The organism is Streptomyces coryli, assembly GCF_011044975.1.
GTDB classification, from domain to species: domain Bacteria; phylum Actinomycetota; class Actinomycetes; order Streptomycetales; family Streptomycetaceae; genus Streptomyces; species Streptomyces coryli.
This window is the reverse complement of record NZ_JAAKZV010000002.1, coordinates 126,568-143,452: the sequence shown is the minus strand read 5'-3', so window position 1 is coordinate 143,452 and position 16,885 is coordinate 126,568. Positions and strand designations below refer to the sequence as shown.

Genomic DNA, 16,885 nt, shown 5'->3' with positions numbered 1-16,885 from the left:
CCCACCCCAAACCGTTTTGCCTGCCACCCCCCCGAGTGCGGTATGGTTCTCGTGCACGAACGGCCGGGGGAAACCCCAGGTCGGACGGGCACCGGGACGTGGCGCAGTTTGGTAGCGCACTTGACTGGGGGTCAAGGGGTCGTGGGTTCAAATCCCGCCGTCCCGACACGGTGACCAGCGGCTTTGCCCACAGGGGCAGAGCCGCTGATCTCGTTTTGGGGTCGAGTGGTCGCCAGGTGGTCGCATTCGCTGCGCCTCTGGGGCATCAGGCGGCGCGCAGGCCTCCGGGGTTCGGTCCGGCTTGGTCCAGGGCGTGACCGAGTGTGGTGACGGCGTCCCGGGCGGCGTGCTTGAGCAGGTGCCCGTAGATATTCACCGTGGTGGCCAGGGTGGAGTGCCGCAGCGTCTTGGACACCACCGCGAGCGGCACTCCGGAGCTGAGCATGATGGTGGCGGCGGTGTGCCGCAGGTCGTGCACCCCGATCCGAGGCACGCCGGCCTCTTCGGCACGGCGCCGCAGCTGCTCCAGCACATACTGCGGCCGCAGCGGAGCACCGTCGGAGGCAGCGAACACCAGTCCCTCGAGCGGGGCTCCGGGCGGGAGCGCCGACATCTGCAGAGCGGCCTGTCGGTGCAGGGCGCGCGCCACCCGCGGAGCCAAGGCCACCCAGTTCCGGCTGGCCTTGGTCTTGGGCGGACCGAGGTGCAGGGCGTTGTTGTCGATGGCGGTGAGAGTCCAGCGCACGAACAGCACCCGCTCGGCCAGGTACACGTCCGCCCAGTGCAGGCCGAGCGCCTCGCCGCGCCGCAGCCCGGTGCCCAGCAGCACCTCGAACAGATCGGTGAACCGGTCGCCATAGTGAGCGTGATTGTGGACCAGGAACGCCGCGGACTGCTCGGGGCTCCAGCACAGCCGCTCCGGCGGCACCGGCCGGGGCATGAGCGAGTGCGCGGCGGGGTTGTGGGCGAGGAGCCGGATACGTACTGCGTGGCCGAGGGCGCTGGAAAGGGCGGCGGTGCACCGGTAGACGGTGGTGCGGCCCCGACCGGCCGCCAACTGGGCGTCGGTGAAGGCGGAGATGTGCCGCGGGCGCAGCTGTGTCAGGCGGAGCCGGCCGAAGGCGGGGATCAGGTCACGGTGCACATACTGCCGGTAGTGGCGGTAGGTGGTGGGCTTGAGCTGCTGCTCCTTCAGATGCAGCCACTCCAGCAAGTAGGCGTCGACGCGCAGGCGAGGGTCATCGTCGATACCGGTGCGTTCGGCCTCCAGCAGCCGGGCGAGCATCTCCACGGCTCGAGTCCGGCTGGGAAAGCCGCTTCGCCGCCGGGTACGGCGGCGGCCGTCCGCAGACGGCAGATCCACGGCGTAGGCCCAGCTTCCGTGCCGACCGGGTTCGTTGAGTTTCGGGCAGCGGGCACCGAGCTGCCTGCCGCCCGTGGTGCGGCAGCCGCAGCGCCGGTAGACGCGGCCACGCTCAGGAAGAGCGATCACAACAGTCACCTCCACTCGGTGGTGCATCTGGATGCGTCCACCGTGGCAGGGCGGCGCCCCGGCGCAACAGCTGGCGGATCATGGCGTAGGGGATGCGACCACACCGCGACCACATCACACTCGGGAAACTAGTCGACCTGCACCGACACCCACATAGGCATTCAAGTGGCATCGGATCATGTCGGCGCGGTCAGGAGCGCTTGGTAATGCGCGCGAGCTGCGAACCGGACGAGTCGGAACCTGGCCAGACACGGTGGTGTCACCCAAGCCTGCGGCAGTCCCAGGACCGGTGGACCAGCCGCGGGTACGACATCCCGCCCCGCTCCCGTGCCGAACTCATCCTGGAGCTGCGGGAACGAGCCGGGGGGAGCTATACATGCTCACTCCAGGTGAACTGCTCTGCTGGGCCAAGGAACTGCTCGAACTGAACGCGGACGAGGATTCGGTCCGCGACCTGGAGCAATTGGGCGAGACATCGACCGACGACCAACCCAAGGAAGGCACTTGGACAGCGGAGTCGCTGGCAGCGTTCATGGACGTGCTGATGGTGCGCAACCCCTCCCTAGTTAAAGCGATCGTTGCAGCTGCAGCGAACGGTGGGTTTGTGGCCCGGGAGACGGTGTACGAGCTCGCCGGCTATGACGAGACTCGCAAACTCCGCGGCTTCACCCAGCCGATCGGCACCTGTCCAGGGATCTGCAGTTGACCGGACAGGTGACGGGCAGGGAGCCGTTCTGCTCACCACCGTCTACGGCCACGACACCGACCCTTTCTGGGCCAAGGGGTTCCGCATTCCCAACCCGGTGATTCCCTTGTTCCAGGACAGTACGAAGAGAGCGACCTGTGGCAATCCGGCGGCAGTGGAGAGACTGGGAGCTAGCACTCCCCCGATCCTGTCGTCCCTGAGCCTTCAACCTTACGCCTCCCGCATCGCCGAACTCGTGCGCCAACTGAACCGAGAGCCCGAGGCCGGCAACGTCGCGGTGCTGCAGATCGTCCGCTACTTCCGCCGGCCGGCAAGCTCAGACAGGAACGCCGCCGCCAGGCCGAACCTCTTCGGCTGGCGCCTGGACCGCGAGATGCTGAACTTCCTTGCCGACACCGGCACGGTCCTGGATGTCGACGAATACGACATGACCTCAGGCGCAGCGTCCGCAAGCTGAGCAAGCCTCCCTGGGGCCACTCGAGGCCGGAACTGGGGCCAGATCGAACCGTTAAGGCCACTCGACACCCGCAGGGGTTCCCGGTCCCATGCTGCTGCGGTAGAAGCGAGGCACAGCGTATGCCTGGAAGGTGGGGTCGTTGTTCCAGGGTTGGTGGCGGCACGCAGCTGCGTGGGGGACGCTGGCGCTGTGCGGTGCGCTCGGAGTGGGTAGTGCACTGATCGCGGCCGTGTGGTTGCCCCGGGTATGGGCTGTGCCGGTTGGGGGTGCGGTCAGCGCATGCACAGTGTTTGTCGGCAGCCGGACGCAGGCATGGCTCGAGCGCTCGGCAATCCAGCGCGGGCAGGTGGCCAAAGCAGTCTCCGTATCCGGTGCACGTAGTCTTCTGCCGCGGGTGGCAGACGTGAGCGACGCTATCCGGCTGGGTGTGCATCCGGCGCGCAGCGACCAAGGGGATCAGGCGTCACCGAATGGCGGCCGCCTTCCCGCTTACGTGCCCCGCGAGATCGACGATGCGTTGCGGACGGCTGTGGCTCACGAGGTGTTCGTGCTGATCGTAGGAGAGTCCACGGCAGGCAAGTCGCGATCTGCTTTTGAAGCGATGCGGGCTGTTCTTCCTTCGCATCGTCTGGCGGTGCCCGTGGATCGTAGCGCCGTAATTCCGCTTGTTGAGTACGTATCCCGTCTCACGGAGCCGGCAGTGCTGTGGCTGGATGATCTCGAGTGCTTTCTAGGCCTGGACGGCCTCAGCCCACAGCTGCTGAGCGAGCTGACGGCCCGTCCGGAGGTGATACGGGTCGCCACGATCCGCTCCTCCCAATACCAGCGCTTCACGGCCCGCCGCGAACCTGCTGGTGACGAGCAGGAGCGGACGGCATGGCGGGCGAGTCGCGATGTGCTGCAGCGGGCACACATCTGCAGTCTCGACAGGATCTGGTCGCCTCAGGAGCTGGAAGCCGCGTCCTCATTCGCAGAAGATCCCCGCATCGCCCGGGCGCTACGCCACACCCATGCCTTCGGACTGGCCGAGATGCTCGCCGCCGGCCCGGAACTTCTCGAGGACTGGCAGGCGGCGTGGGAAGCCGGTACCCATCCACGTGCGGCGGCCCTGGTGGCCGCGGCCGTGGACTGTCGCCGCATAGGCCTGGACGAGCCAGCTTCCCGGGAGCTGCTGGAGGAGCTTCACCATCACTATCTGGCGGCACGGGGTGGACACGCGCTTCGGCCGGAGTCGCTGGAGGAAGCTTGGCACTGGGCACTGCAGCCGGTACATGGCGCCAGCAGCCTGCTACTACCGTCGGGGACGGGAGCGCACAGCGCACGGTTCATCGCCTTCGACTACCTCGTCGACCAGCCCCACCAAGCCACTATCCCTGCCGAGACATGGGACATCGTCTTCCAGCACGCCAGTACCAATCAAATACCCCGGATTGCCGGGAAGGCCCAATGGCATCAGCGCAGGGCGTTCCACCAAGCATTCGACGCCGGGCTCCTCGAGAGCGTCTTCCTCCGCGCTTCCGCTCTGGCCGACCGGCATCGCTACGCGGAAGCCATCGCCCTCTTGTCACGCGAGCTTGAGCGTCAGGGGGATGATGCCGGTGGTGATCCTTTGGAGTATAACCGATCGCTTCGTCACAACATCGCCTTCTACACCATGCTCATGGGGCAACCCGGCGACGCAGAAGCGGCTTTCCGGGCCCTCCTCGCCGAGTACGAGGCGCTACTTCCCGCTGGGGACGAGGGACTGCACGTCATCCGGCATAACCTCGCCTCCTGCGCCCGCCGCCGAGGCGACCTAGCCGACGCCCTCGACCAGTTCCGTGCGTTGCTGGCAGATCGGGAGGTGCACCTGGGTCCTACTGCGATGAACACACTCGACACCCGTCGCGTCATCGCATGCATCGTCGCGGCGATGGGGGATCTAGACGAAGCCGTACGCCAAGCACGTGAGGTCCTCGAGTTGGAGGAAGCCCACTTGGGACCGGACCACATCAACACCCTTGAGACACGCTGCTGCATCGCCGATTTTCTGGCCCGCACTGGCGACCACACCGCAGCGCTGGAGGCGCTGGACGCCTGCCTGCCAGATCTCGTGCGCACCAACGGCCGCGAACACCCCGTCGTCCTCGACGCCAAGTGGCAGCGCGCCACGAGCCTGTGGGAGAACGGCCAACGGGCAGAGGCGCAAGGCGAGTTCGCGCAGGTCCTTGCCATACGCGACCGTCGATACGGCCCTGACGACCCCACCACCCGGCAAGCCCGCACCGAACTGACACTGCTGCGCTCACGCCAGCAGCCCTAGCGACAGCCGGACAAGCCTGTCGGTGTGGAGTCTGTGAAAGCGGCTCGGTTGCCGACACGCCAGGAGGGGCGGAGCCACATCGAAGGGAACCCCGTGGCCGGGTCCGGTCGGCTCCACGGCCTTAGCCACCTCCCTTGGCGTGAGCCTCGAAGATCATGGGGCCGATCGGGGCACTTGCGGGTAGCGGTGAAGCCTGCCCGATCGCCGGTCAGCTCATGGCCCCAAGATCACTCACGCCAGGCAGGCCACCGGCCAAACCCGCTCCACCGACCTAGCGGTAACCCATCTGACAACATGAGCAACCTGCAACACCTCATCCAATTCTAGAGGGACGAATCCTTGCAAGAGGCAATATTTGGGTTAGTTGGGGTCATTCTGGGTCTCGGTGGCAGTACCTGGACAACGCTTTGGACCAATCGACAACACCGACGAGATCTCGAAGAAGGACGACTAGAAGCTCGACAAGAAGAGGCAAGTCGCGAGATCAGACAAGCTTTGATCTCCATCCATCACTTGAAAGGCGAACTATCGAGCAGCGAAGCCAGCGCCAGCCATGACGAGCTGGTGCGCCACATCCACACGATCGATACCCACGTGCTCATGCTTACGTCTGCGGAGCTACGCGCTCGACTAGATGCTGCGACCCTGATCATGTGGCACTGGAGGCTCCTCAGGGACAGACCTGGACACCCTGTCTGGCACGCAGTGAGCGACGCAAGTGGGTGTATGGGCGCCTACCTTCGCGGAGAAGATCTACCCGACAAACCAGAAATCGTGCAACTCCTACATCAGGACGCTAGGGAACTTGAGCAGCCAACTGAGGATCAGCCCAACGAGCTAGAGGCATAGCTCAATGCCAAAGTCCCTGAGGATCTGGGTTACTAAGCGCGATCTTCTAGTCCAACCACCCTATCCGAATAGGCGGCCTGGCAGCGCACTCACCCCATGGCAGTTCCAGCCCAAAGTCTCTCCGCGCCGGCCGCGCGTGAAGACCCTTTCGAGTATGGGCCAGTCCCGGACTTTTTGTTCTCGTTCAAGCAACTCGCAGTCTGTCGTCGTTCCGCGCAGTTGTACGAGCGCGACGGCTCGCTGATCGACCGGGGTGGCGACGGGCATTTGTGGCAGGCCTCCGACTCGTCGAACTATTGCGATCAATGCACCGCCAAGTATGTAGGGCCGCACTGACATAAGCCGCGTGCACCTCAGCGGACTTCCGCGCGCCGGAGGGGCACGGACCGCTTGAGTTGCTATTCATCAGGTGCCGCGAACGGCTGCGCTGGGCACCGCTTCTTCAACCGCTGCCGCCGGGCCTACAAGCACCGCACACGAGGAACACCCTGAACATCCCCGATGACGTCGGCCGCGGCTTCGCCGACACATGGTGCGGCCGGCTGACCCTCGACACGCACTACAGCTCAACTGCACTGAGGTGGAAGTCCTCGCCGTGCTACCGCACTCTCGACGCCGAGCCGGCCGCAGAGGAATGGATCGACGCACACTCCTATGGGCGGCGAGCCGGACGACGATCACCACAGCGCCCCGGGCACCGACACGGAATGGCTCGCCCGGGACGCGTTCCATTGGATTCCGGGCGCCATCGAAGCACCAGTCCCGAGAGGGCGTGACGCCCTGGCGAACCCAAAGGCGGACGCAGCATCACCGTGGCCGCCAACTCGGCGGCCGCGAAGTGGCGACGCGTCCGGTTCCGCTGCAGCCGCGAGCCGGCCGACGCGGTCCAGGAGATCTCTGGGCCGACAGCGGAGCGCGTGCGCCGCATAGTCGACGAGCGGTAGCGTCTACTCGCGCAGCAACCAGGTTGCGTCCCGGAGTCTTGATCACAGAGGTCGCTGTTGGGGTGTCGTCCGGAGAGCACTTCTGAAGAATCTGGTGACTGAGCCTGGCATGCCCTGGCATGCTTTGAGCCCAAACGTGGGTGGAGAATGTGCAAGTGATGCGAGACAGCTGGTGAAACGTCGTGTCGGCCCCGATGGGATGCACCTCTTCGACCGCCGCACCGGCCTGAACGTACTCTTCGACGAGGCCGATGTCCCCGAGGAGCAGTGGGCTCGAGCCCCACGGCAAGTATCGATTGCCCTGACCAACGCCTGCGACCTTGCGTGCCCGTTCTGCTACGCGCCCAAAACCGCCGCTGTGCTGGACGCCGCTCGTCTGTGCGCCTGGATCGATGAGCTGGACGCGGAGGGTTGCCTCGGTGTCGGTTTCGGAGGCGGAGAACCCACCCTGTACCGCCGCCTTCCGCAGGTTTGTCGTCACGTCGCTGAGCGCACCGACCTCGCGGTGACCATGACGACGCATGCGCACCGTTTCACACCCCAGTTGATCGAAGCACTGGCCGGAACGGTCAACTTCGTCCGCGTCAGCGTTGACGGCGTCGGCACCACCTACGAGAAGCTGCGCAACCGATCCTTCGCCGTTCTCGTGCAGCGACTCGCGCAAATCGGGGAGGCCTTCCGGTTCGGGATCAACTGTGTCGTCAACGACTCCACGCTGGCCGACCTGGATAGGGTCGCCGACCTGGCTGCCTCCACTGGCGCAGCGGAACTGCTGCTGCTTGCCGAGCGACCCGGGCGTGGGCACCCTGGCAGCAGTAGACCGCACGTCACCGCCGCTCTGCACCAGTGGATCGCCAGTTACCACGGGCCTGTGGCACTCACCATCGGTGAGGGCGACACCGGTTCATTGCTGACTGCCCAGCCGCTGCCGGGCGAGATGGAACTGCGCGCGTATGCACACATCGACGCCGCGGGGACGCTCCGGCGGACCTCCTACCACGCGGCGGGTGAACCGGTTGACGACCGCGGCATCATCGCCGCGCTCAGCCGCCTGCAACAGAAAGGTGTCGCATGAAGATCTGGTACGGATTCGGCACCGAGCACTCCACGAACCTCGTCATGATCGGCCGGTTCAAGGATGCCGCTACAACCGAACGAGCCCACGCCCTCATCAAAGAGATCACGACGGTATTGCAAGCGGAGGAAGAGGCCGGCCGCCTCACCGTCGGCGAGCCGAAGGACCGCTACAGCGACGAGGTCCTGAAACTGCTCACTGACCTCAACATCTACAGCGTCGGGTCACGCGAACTCGAGCAGTTCCTGTACGACCTCACCGTGCGCCGCGACGGCAACTCCATCGTGGTGACCACCGATGAGATCGATGTCCAGGCGCTGCTGAAAGTCCTCCTCCACAAGGGGGCCCGCATCGAGGTGTACTCCGCACACAACTACCCCGGCACTGGGCACGGCCGGGGCGAGTGAGGGTGAACGAGCCGATGACTTCGCTGGATTGGGCCAAGTTCACCGCGTTGCCCGGCAGCCCCCGGGACAACTTCGAGCTGTTGTGCCGGGGCGTTGTCGCCCACGCATACGCCCGCTACGGCCGCTTCATCACCCAGGCCCAGCAGCCTGGAGTCGAGTTTCACCTCGACATCCACCAGCCCGGATGCCCGCTCGGCGAACCCGGCCGCTGCTTCGGATGGCAGACCAAATGGTGGGACATCCAGTCAGGCCGCGCCATCGGTACCAGCCGCCGCAACGACGTTGAGGACTCCCTAGAGAAAACCGAGAAGCACTTTCCGGGTATCACCGACTTCGTGCTGTGGACCCGACACCCCCTCACCGCCGGCGACCAGACATGGTTCTACGGCCTGTCCACCCGGATGAAGCTGCATCTGTCCACGGAGGTCGATCTTGGCCATCTACTAGTCGGCGATGCTGCGATGCTGCGGGAGGCCTACTTCGGCTCACTCGTCCTGACCCCGGAGCGTCTTGCCGAACAGCATGCGCGGGCCGCCGCCGAAGCCGGCGAACGTTGGATCCCCGAGGTGCATCAGGCGTCGGCTGCCGAGCACCGGCTTCGGCGGATGCTCGCCGAACCCGATGCGTGGGATGACCTGAGCGACACCAACCGCAACATCGCCCGCTTCGAAGCAGCACTCGGCGACGCGGCCACGGCGCTACCGGCCCCACTGGCTGAGCAGACCGCGGCGATCGTCGCCGCGGGACGCGACGTCGTCGAACTTCTGCAAGAGGCGCACCAGCAGATCAGCAACAGCCAGCCTTCCCCACTGCTGGGCGCCACAGACCGCACCGTGCCTCAGGTTCCTGGCACGCAGCCAGCCGTGCTCCGGCGGCTGCGTGCCCTGCGGCACGCAGCCGCCTTGCCGCTGACCAATCTGATCGCGCACATCCGCGACGCCGTCACCCTCGCCCTCCACGTCACCGGTCACCTGTCGACCCGGCTCGCGGTGGTCACCGGTGATGCCGGATTCGGCAAGACACAATTGTCCGCGACGCTCACCGCGCCCACATCGGCACGCCCCGCCGGTGTCCTGCTCTACGGCAGGCGCCTGAGCGCCCGTCAGACCCTCGACCATCTCGCTGGCCAAGTCACGGCAGCGGGTAAACCCCTGGTCTCCTTCGAGGAGCTTCTTGCCGCAGTCGACGCGGCCGCACAGCGCGCCGGATGCCGCCTGCCTATCGTCATCGACGGCCTGAACGAGGCCGAAACCCCCACTCTGTGGCCGCCGTTGCTGCGCAGTTTGCAGGTGACCCTCAGACGGTACCCGTCCGTACTCGTGGTATGCACGGTCCGCGAGGCGTTTCTCAACGACACGATCCCCGCCGATGTGAACGACATCCTCGAGCTCGACGGATTCGATGAAGACCTCGACGAGGCCATCGCCCGCTACTTCTCCCACTACAAGATCGAACCGGGCGGCGCCGACCTGCCGCGCGAACTCCTCGGCCACCCGCTGACACTGAAGATCTTCTGCACCGTGGCCAACCGCGACCGCAGTCACCCCGTCAGCGCCGCAGGTCTGCCTAGCTCCCTGACCGGCATCTTCAGTGAATACCTCACCTCCGCCGCCCGCCGCGTCTACGAACTCATCCCGTCCATCCACCCGAACGACGTCAATCAGGCACTCGATGCTCTCGGAAATGCCCTGTGGGACGATCAGGTACGCGATCTTCCCGACGCTCAGGCGAAGCAGCTGTGCCTGGACACCCACCGCCGCTGGCAGGAGAGCCTTCTCCCCGCGCTCGAACACGAAGAGGTTCTCCTTCGCCACCCCGACGGCATTGGCGGAGCGACCTGGTCGTTCGTCTATGATCTGATGGCCGGACATGTCATCGCCACCAGCCTCGTGCATGCTCATGGCAGGGGCATCGCCCAGCCTCTGAGCGAGGACGCCACCTTGGCACGCTTCACCGGAAGGTCAGACGAGCGGCACCCGCTCGCCACCGACATCTTCCAGGCCTTGGCAGGCGTCATGCCCCGAGCCGGTGCCGGGCAACTGTGGCAGGCCATCGCCGAACCCCTCCGCCTACCCGCTCTTCTGCACGCCGCCGGCCTCGAGGCAGCCCACCTCGACTCCGCCACGGTGGAGGCGCTCGCCAACCACAGCGACGATCTCCGCGGACGAGATGACATCTTCCATCGGCTCTACAGCACCCGCGCAGCCTCGGGGCACCCCCTCAATGCGTACTTCCTCCACCGGATCTTGCGGAGTCGGCCGGTCGCCGACCGCGATCTGCGATGGAGTGAGTGGCTGCGCACGCACCGCCGCTCCTTCCTCGCCGACGCGACCGCATTGGCCACACGCTGGCGCGAACATCCACACCGCACAGAGGCCGACCGGTTGCGCGCGCGATGGTTGATGTGGACGCTGACGAGTACCGACCGCGACCTTCGTGACGCCGCCACGGCGGCCCTGTACTGGTATGGCCGGTACGACATGAGTGGACTGTTCACCCTGACCTTGGAAGCGATCACCGTCAACGACGCCTACGTCGGAGAACGCATGGTCGCTGCCTCCTACGGCGTCGCGACGGCTAATCAGCTGCACAACCCGGTACTGGAGGCCGCCCTGCCCACCTACCTGGCAGGGCTGCTGAACGCGTTCACCGGAACCGACGCCACCCACCCCACCTTCCACGCGCTGACCCGTTATTACGTCTCCTCAACCTTCGACCTCGTCCGCCACCACTATCCCGCTACCGTCCCCTCCGAAGCCGAACTGCCCTTGAACTTCACCGTCGCACCGATGACGAGTCCGCTGCCCGACGGCGATCCACGCCGAGAGGAGGTTCGCCACACGATGCGTATGGACTTCGGCAATTACACCCTCGGGCGGCTGTTCCCGGACCGACGGAACTACGACGACTCCCACCCCGGGCACCAAGAGGCTACCGCCCTCGTCCTCGGCGTTGTCCACGCCTTGGGCTGGCGCCCGGACCTGTTCGACGAGGTGGAAGGCCAAATCACCTCAACAACCTCCCGGCAACGCCGCACGTCAGATGGCCGCACCGACCGGTATGGCAAGAAGTACGGCTGGATCGGCTTCCACACAGTGGCGGGCATTTTGGCCGACCGCGGCCAGCCACCCGAGCACCTCGAAGTAGACATCGACCCGACCTTCCCGCAGCCCCCGCGGCCTGCCGCGCTCCCGCTCGGCCCGTGGACGCCGCGGACACCAGCTGACGACCTCGAATGGCTGCGCCACGGAGTCGTCAACGTGCCGGACGGCTTCCTCGCACCGGGAACCCTTGACGGGGACGAAGGCCCGTGGCTGCTCGTGCACGCAGAGATCGACACCGAGGACGTGATCACCGGACGGGACACCTTCGGCCTGTTCAACACCGTCCTCGTCGACCAGGAGAACCTGACCGGAGTCCTGGATGCGTTCGACGCCTTGCCCCACCCGGGGCGAGACATGATCGACCTGCCCGCCGAGTACTACCTCTTTGCCGGTGAGATCCCATGGCACACCCGATTCGCTTCACCCGAGCCGGAACTGGAAATGACAGCAGAAGCGCTGTACAGCAGCACCCTGCGCTACGACAGACCCGACCTCCGCTTCGAGCGGCTGGCCCATCACTTCACCTGGGAATCCCATCACAGCAGCCAGAACCAGGCGACCGCCTACGTCCCCAGCCGACTATTCTCACAGGCCTTCGACCTGCGTGCCCTTCCGGCAGGCTTTGACCAATCCGAACCCTGCGGCGCACTGGCCGCGCGGTCCTTCGCAACCCCTTCCGGATACAAGGGCCAGATGCTGTATCTACGCACCGACCTCCTGCGACGGTATGCGGCCGGCCGTGCGATCGTTATTTTCTGCTGGGGAGAGCGGGCCATGAGAACCACCTGGCCCGAAAGACCATCCGGTGTTCTGCACGAGATCTACCAAGCTCATCAGAACATCTGGCGCCAAACGAAACAGCACTGACGAACTACTTCCTGATTGCTGCAGTCCTGCGCGAATAGCTCTGCGGTTTCTAGGCGCAACCGCTAGCGTAGCGCCCGCTCTCATTGCTCGTGCCGTCGCCCTGCATACCTCATGCCCAGGATATAGCCCCGAGACCGACCGGCGTCACTCCACCGACGAACAACACGAGTTAAAGATCAATGAGTATCTCCAAGCGCTGAACGCGTTCTTGGAGATCATCGCCCATGCCCTCTCCCCAGTCCGACCAGACACTGCAGCGACCATCGCCGAGACCTACTACGCAGCCGTCTGTACCGCACAAGCGATTCGGGGTTCGCGGTCCGCACCCAGAGCGGGGACCCAATAATTACGCGATGCCAGTCCCCCACCTGAGGGGCAGCGCCCCAACGTCCGGCCGTGCGCGTGATGTCCCAGTTCACCTCGGTCATCCACTCGCACGCCTCACTGTGCCCAAGAGCGAAGTCTCGTAGCCAAGGCCGGTCGACGTACTCATGGTGCGGGCCACGAAAGCCCTGGTTCAAGGCCAGCCACACCGCCGCCCACCCCACATACTCCAGGTCTTCCTCACCCGTCGTGACATCAACCGGCGCCCCGAGACCTCTGAGTAGATGCTCGATAACCATCGCATCGGAGCTGACATGACCGTCAGCATACGGATCCGTGAGCTTGAACGGGCGAAGATGCTCCGCACTCCCAAACATACACAGATCCACCCGCCGTCCTTCGGGGTCGAGGGGCTGAGCGTGCATCAGTACCATCTTGTCCGTCGTACGCGTACCCACGATATGCGCGAAGTTCACCCGTCCCATGCCTTTGGCCCACCCTACAGGCGAGGGGCGTTCGAACGACGTCTCAGCCTCGTCACCAAGCTCCTTCTCGATTCGCGCAGCCAGCGCCGCCCGATTCAGCGACGTCCGCTTCCTCGGGTCGAACTGCATATTCGCCAACTTGAGATCTACTCCGCCCGAGACTCGTACGTCCCCCCGTTCGGGTTCGATGCTGTTGTTGTCGGCGAACTCCTGTGCCCGCCCGTTCGACCAATAGTAGTACTTCGTCGCCACGCCCACCCCTAGTGAAGATTCAAGATCGGTAGAACCTAAGCGCCAGTTGCTGGAGACTCGTTCCGCTTCGGGCCACTGCCGGCCCCGGTCAGCTAGTAGCTCACATCTCTCTACTTCCTACAACACTTGGACTGATTCCGACGCCAGTATCCAGCGTCGACTAAACGGCACGTTCGCCGCTCGTGCGCACGGTAACCGCAACGCCCGCAGGCACAACCACAGCTACGTCACCGCTGTCTAGGACCGTAAGAATGACCCCCAATCACAGCGCGGCGGGCAGGGCCACAAGAAGTATCGACATCGATTGGGGGCATCACCATGGAGTAGTTCGTCAACCGACCCGGTCTTGACAGGAACGGCTTCTCCGCGCCGCCACGGGTGCGGCGCCGGCGCACCAATCCAGTGCGTCAGGTCGACGGCAGGCATACCGTTAAAGACCACGCGCTTGCGTCCTCGGGCGTCGACTGTGAACCAATACGGATCATCGAAGTCGATTTCATAGGCGGAGATGATATTTCCATACGCGCAGCCGACCACGTATGCGATCTCATCCGGGTGGTAGAAGCTGTACCGCGTCGTGGTCACGTTGGGTGGTCAACCAACCAGTCCCCCATCGTGGCCGCCTTGCGCTCCTCTTCGCTCTTCGCAGCAGCCGCGATCTTCGAGTTGACGTAGAGGATCTTGCTGCGAGCCTTCATGGGGCTGGTCGGCCCCGGGTCGGGGTCCAGGCCCAGTCCGCACGATCCGGGTGCCGTTCCGCGTCTGCCGGCTCCACGTACCCACCGAGCAGCGGGCAGCCAACTCCGCCCACGCCCGCATCCGTACCCGTGGTGAGCAGGCCAGGGCCAGCATCTGCTACGGAAGCCGCGGTGCAGCCCCCCGCACCGCCGCGCTCGACCAGACTGCCCTCACTCTCCATCTGACCTACTGAAACTGAGGGTGGAATGGCCTCCTCGTCGTGTCGCTTATCGGGAGTAACCGCAGCGCGACGAACGTGCTGGTGACGGTCAGGTACGCGAGACGAAGATGCACGAGTGCTCATCCTGCCGCACCGCGGGTGACGCTCCTGAGCTACGTGGACGACATTCTCGGCAGGCGCAGATCGGATGCGCGGATAACGACGGTGAGCGGGCCGCATGCTGCTGACCGGGTGGTCTCACCGGTCATGGGGGGCGCCACGTGGAGCCGGCAAGGCTGGTCGTGGACGCCAGCGATCCCCGCTCGATGCTGGTGATCGAGGGGGAGGCCGGGATTGGGAAATCCCGGCTGGCCGGGCGTCGGGTGCTCACCGGGTGCCGGGCGGCGGATTCGTGAGCCGCTGTGAGTGACGGCGAGGTAGACGCAATGGAGCAGCATAAGAGATGGTCTTGACTCACCCGCCGCTGATTGCGGCAACGCGGCTTGGCCTGCGCGAATGAGGTTTTCGGCACCTGGATAGCTGCCGGCGCCGCCCCAGGCTACGCTGCGGCTGTGAGCCTTCCCGAGCCCTCCCCGGCGGACATCGACGCCGCCGAAGCCATCACCTCACGCCATGGCTGCACCGCGGCCGCGCAGACCGACGGGGCGGCGGAAGTGGCCGCGGCACTGGGGGTGCTGCGCTGGATGGACACTGGCGAAGACGTCCCGGACACCGTGGTGCTGGCCGCCCATGATCTCCTCTACGCGAGTGCGGCACGCCATCACGACGGCGGATGCATGTGCCGGCTGGCCGAGGTGCTTGTCGGCCGGGGAGTAGTGCCCGAGCCGTGGGATTACGAAGGCCGGTGGTGGCTGTGGTGGCCCAAGAGCGGCCGCGGCCCATGCCGTGACTGCGGGAAGAAGCGTTCACTCACCCGCTATTCGGCGCGCTTCGGCAAGGACTACCGCTACCTGTGTGCACGCTGCCGTGCCGTGGAGCGGGAGCAAGACGCCCAGCAAGCGGCTCAGTCGTGGACGCTCCTCAGTGAGTCTTCCCAGGCAATCGATCACGGAGATCACGACCGGTTACCGTCTCCGGCCGGCACGGCGGCGCCGACCGGGCCGTTGGAAGCCGCACCGGCGAATCGCCCCAACAGCCCCACAGATGGGGAGTGGGGCGGCTACGTTGAACGACTGCACGAACTGCTGGCGCCGCTGGAGTGGGCAGGCTTCAAACTGCCGGAAGAGTGGGACAGCGACTTCGATCCCCGAGTGGGCGCCTTGCTCTTCTCGGAACTCTGGCGCGGCAACGGGTGCCTGGTGGCCGAGTACTGGCCACATGAGGCCGCGCTGGAGCTGCAGCCGTTCGACGATGTCACAGGGGACTGGCCCGACTCCTTCTCTCTCCTGGACGATGCCATCAAACTGGCCGTGCGGGCACCAGGTCAGGAAGCGGTGACAGCAGTCGCTCGCGCCGCGGGTGAAGCGGGACTCCTGGATGCCACGCATGTCCGTGTCGCCGACTCCGCTCCTGAGGAGGCCAAGCAGGAGTTCGCCTTCGGGCGCATCCGCCGGATATTCGAGCCGGCCGCCGACTTCCGGCAGCTGCCATTGACCGAGCTTTTACGGGAAGTCAGCGATAGCGAGTGGCTGAGCGCGTATCTGGACTGGGTGGTTGGGATCGCGGGCCGGGACGTCGCGCCCGACATCGTGCCGGACGCTGCTGCGCTCGGTGTTGCCGCCTGGTGCTGGCGCAACAACACCGCGGTGGAGGAGCATCACCTGGCCACCGACGTGCTGATGGCACGCGTCAACATCGCCGTCACCCGCATCACCCAGGAGCACGTCTGCCTAGCGGAGGGCATCAACTGGGACGCCATCCGCTCGGCGTTGACGGACCCGCAGTGGTCCCTCCCCGACGGCACCCCGATCCACTCACTCTTCGGACCCGGCTGGAGCGAAGTGGCCTCCACGGTCACCGACGAACTCACCCGCTGGCAGCAGATCGAATACGAGGTCCTAGGTCCGGTGACCACTCTGATCCTAATGACCATCGGCGGCTCCACCAGCTACACCGACTCCTGGTGGGGGCAGGGTCGCTGGCGCAGCATCTGCCGGCGCGTCATCGAGGACGCGACCGCCGGCGGAGCCGCACTGCCAAAGCCGTACGACGACCGCGGCTCAGCGGCCCTCCTGACCGATCTGGAGAATCCCGACCGGCTCCCGAATCAGGTTCTCGATTGGCTCATCGACATACCGGAGACAGACGCCGACGGGCCGCGTGGCCTTCGCATGCACCCGGCCACCAGGCCGCAGCTGCGATACTGGGATCCCTTCTGGCTCAACGAACACCACCCCTGAGTCTTCCGTCCTGGCTTGTGCGCCCCTTCCTCAAGCCGCCCCATGCCGCTTCATCGGCGACAGCCGCCACGCGGCGCATCAGCCGGATCATCACCGGTAAGCGGGACTCCTTTACTCGGCTGAGTACGCTGGTGTCCGACCTTGAGGAATGGGCCGTAGTACGCCGCTCAGCCACTTGAATGCTGGGGGTCAAGGGGTCGTGGGTTCAAATCCCGCCGTCCCGACTCGGACGGATGTCCAGAGTTGCAGGTCAAAGGCCGTTTCCGCATCGCGGAGACGGCCTTTTCGGTGTCCGGGGCACGCTTCTCGGGAGCGGAGTGGGAGCGCCCACGCTCCCACGCGTGGAACAGCGTCAACGGCGCC

The 16,885-nt window shown here is 65.5% G+C and carries 10 protein-coding genes and 1 tRNA gene; 9 read left to right on the top strand and 2 right to left on the bottom strand.

Annotated elements, in window-relative coordinates:
* Positions 1 to 92 precede the first annotated feature (92 nt).
* Positions 93 to 166: transfer RNA gene (locus G5C51_RS01450), tRNA-Pro, on the top strand.
* Between the two features lie 99 nt (positions 167 to 265).
* Here the strand turns inward: G5C51_RS01450 and G5C51_RS01445 are convergent.
* Positions 266 to 1,285 (bottom strand): site-specific integrase, encoded by a 1,020-nt coding sequence (locus G5C51_RS01445; RefSeq protein WP_165230155.1) that lies wholly within the window; start codon positions 1,283 to 1,285, stop codon positions 266 to 268.
* A gap of 583 nt (positions 1,286 to 1,868) precedes the next feature.
* Between G5C51_RS01445 and G5C51_RS01440 the strand changes: the two genes are divergently transcribed.
* From G5C51_RS01440 to G5C51_RS01415, 6 genes are all read left to right on the top strand, one after another.
* Positions 1,869 to 2,198, top strand: a complete 330-nt coding sequence (locus tag G5C51_RS01440) for a hypothetical protein (protein WP_165230133.1) — start codon at positions 1,869 to 1,871, stop codon at positions 2,196 to 2,198.
* A gap of 235 nt (positions 2,199 to 2,433) precedes the next feature.
* Positions 2,434 to 2,655 (top strand): hypothetical protein, encoded by a 222-nt coding sequence (locus G5C51_RS01435; RefSeq protein ID WP_165230130.1) that lies wholly within the window; start codon positions 2,434 to 2,436, stop codon positions 2,653 to 2,655.
* A 403-nt stretch (positions 2,656 to 3,058) separates the two neighbouring features.
* Complete coding sequence (locus G5C51_RS43915; RefSeq protein ID WP_165230127.1) at positions 3,059 to 4,957, top strand: tetratricopeptide repeat protein; 1,899 nt, start codon at positions 3,059 to 3,061, stop codon at positions 4,955 to 4,957.
* 1,965 nt (positions 4,958 to 6,922) lie between these two features.
* Positions 6,923 to 7,825, top strand: coding sequence for a radical SAM protein (locus tag G5C51_RS01425; RefSeq protein ID WP_165230124.1), 903 nt, complete (start codon positions 6,923 to 6,925; stop codon positions 7,823 to 7,825).
* Positions 7,822 to 8,232, top strand: a complete 411-nt coding sequence (locus G5C51_RS01420) for a DUF6375 family protein (RefSeq protein ID WP_165230121.1) — start codon at positions 7,822 to 7,824, stop codon at positions 8,230 to 8,232. Before G5C51_RS01425 ends, G5C51_RS01420 begins: the two co-directional genes overlap by 4 nt.
* Before the next feature lie 14 nt (positions 8,233 to 8,246).
* Positions 8,247 to 12,203, top strand: coding sequence for an NACHT domain-containing protein (locus G5C51_RS01415; RefSeq protein WP_165230118.1), 3,957 nt, complete (start codon positions 8,247 to 8,249; stop codon positions 12,201 to 12,203).
* Between the two features lie 215 nt (positions 12,204 to 12,418).
* On the opposite strand, the gene G5C51_RS01410 is transcribed toward G5C51_RS01415, so the two are convergent.
* Entirely contained in the window at positions 12,419 to 13,264 is an 846-nt protein-coding gene (locus G5C51_RS01410) for a hypothetical protein (protein WP_165230115.1), read from the bottom strand.
* 1,179 nt (positions 13,265 to 14,443) lie between these two features.
* On the opposite strand from G5C51_RS01410, the gene G5C51_RS43635 reads away from it, so the two are divergent.
* Complete coding sequence (locus G5C51_RS43635; RefSeq protein WP_276617573.1) at positions 14,444 to 14,578, top strand: hypothetical protein; 135 nt, start codon at positions 14,444 to 14,446, stop codon at positions 14,576 to 14,578.
* A gap of 156 nt (positions 14,579 to 14,734) precedes the next feature.
* Entirely contained in the window at positions 14,735 to 16,522 is a 1,788-nt protein-coding gene (locus G5C51_RS01405) for a hypothetical protein (RefSeq protein WP_165230112.1), read from the top strand.
* Positions 16,523 to 16,885 lie beyond the last annotated feature (363 nt).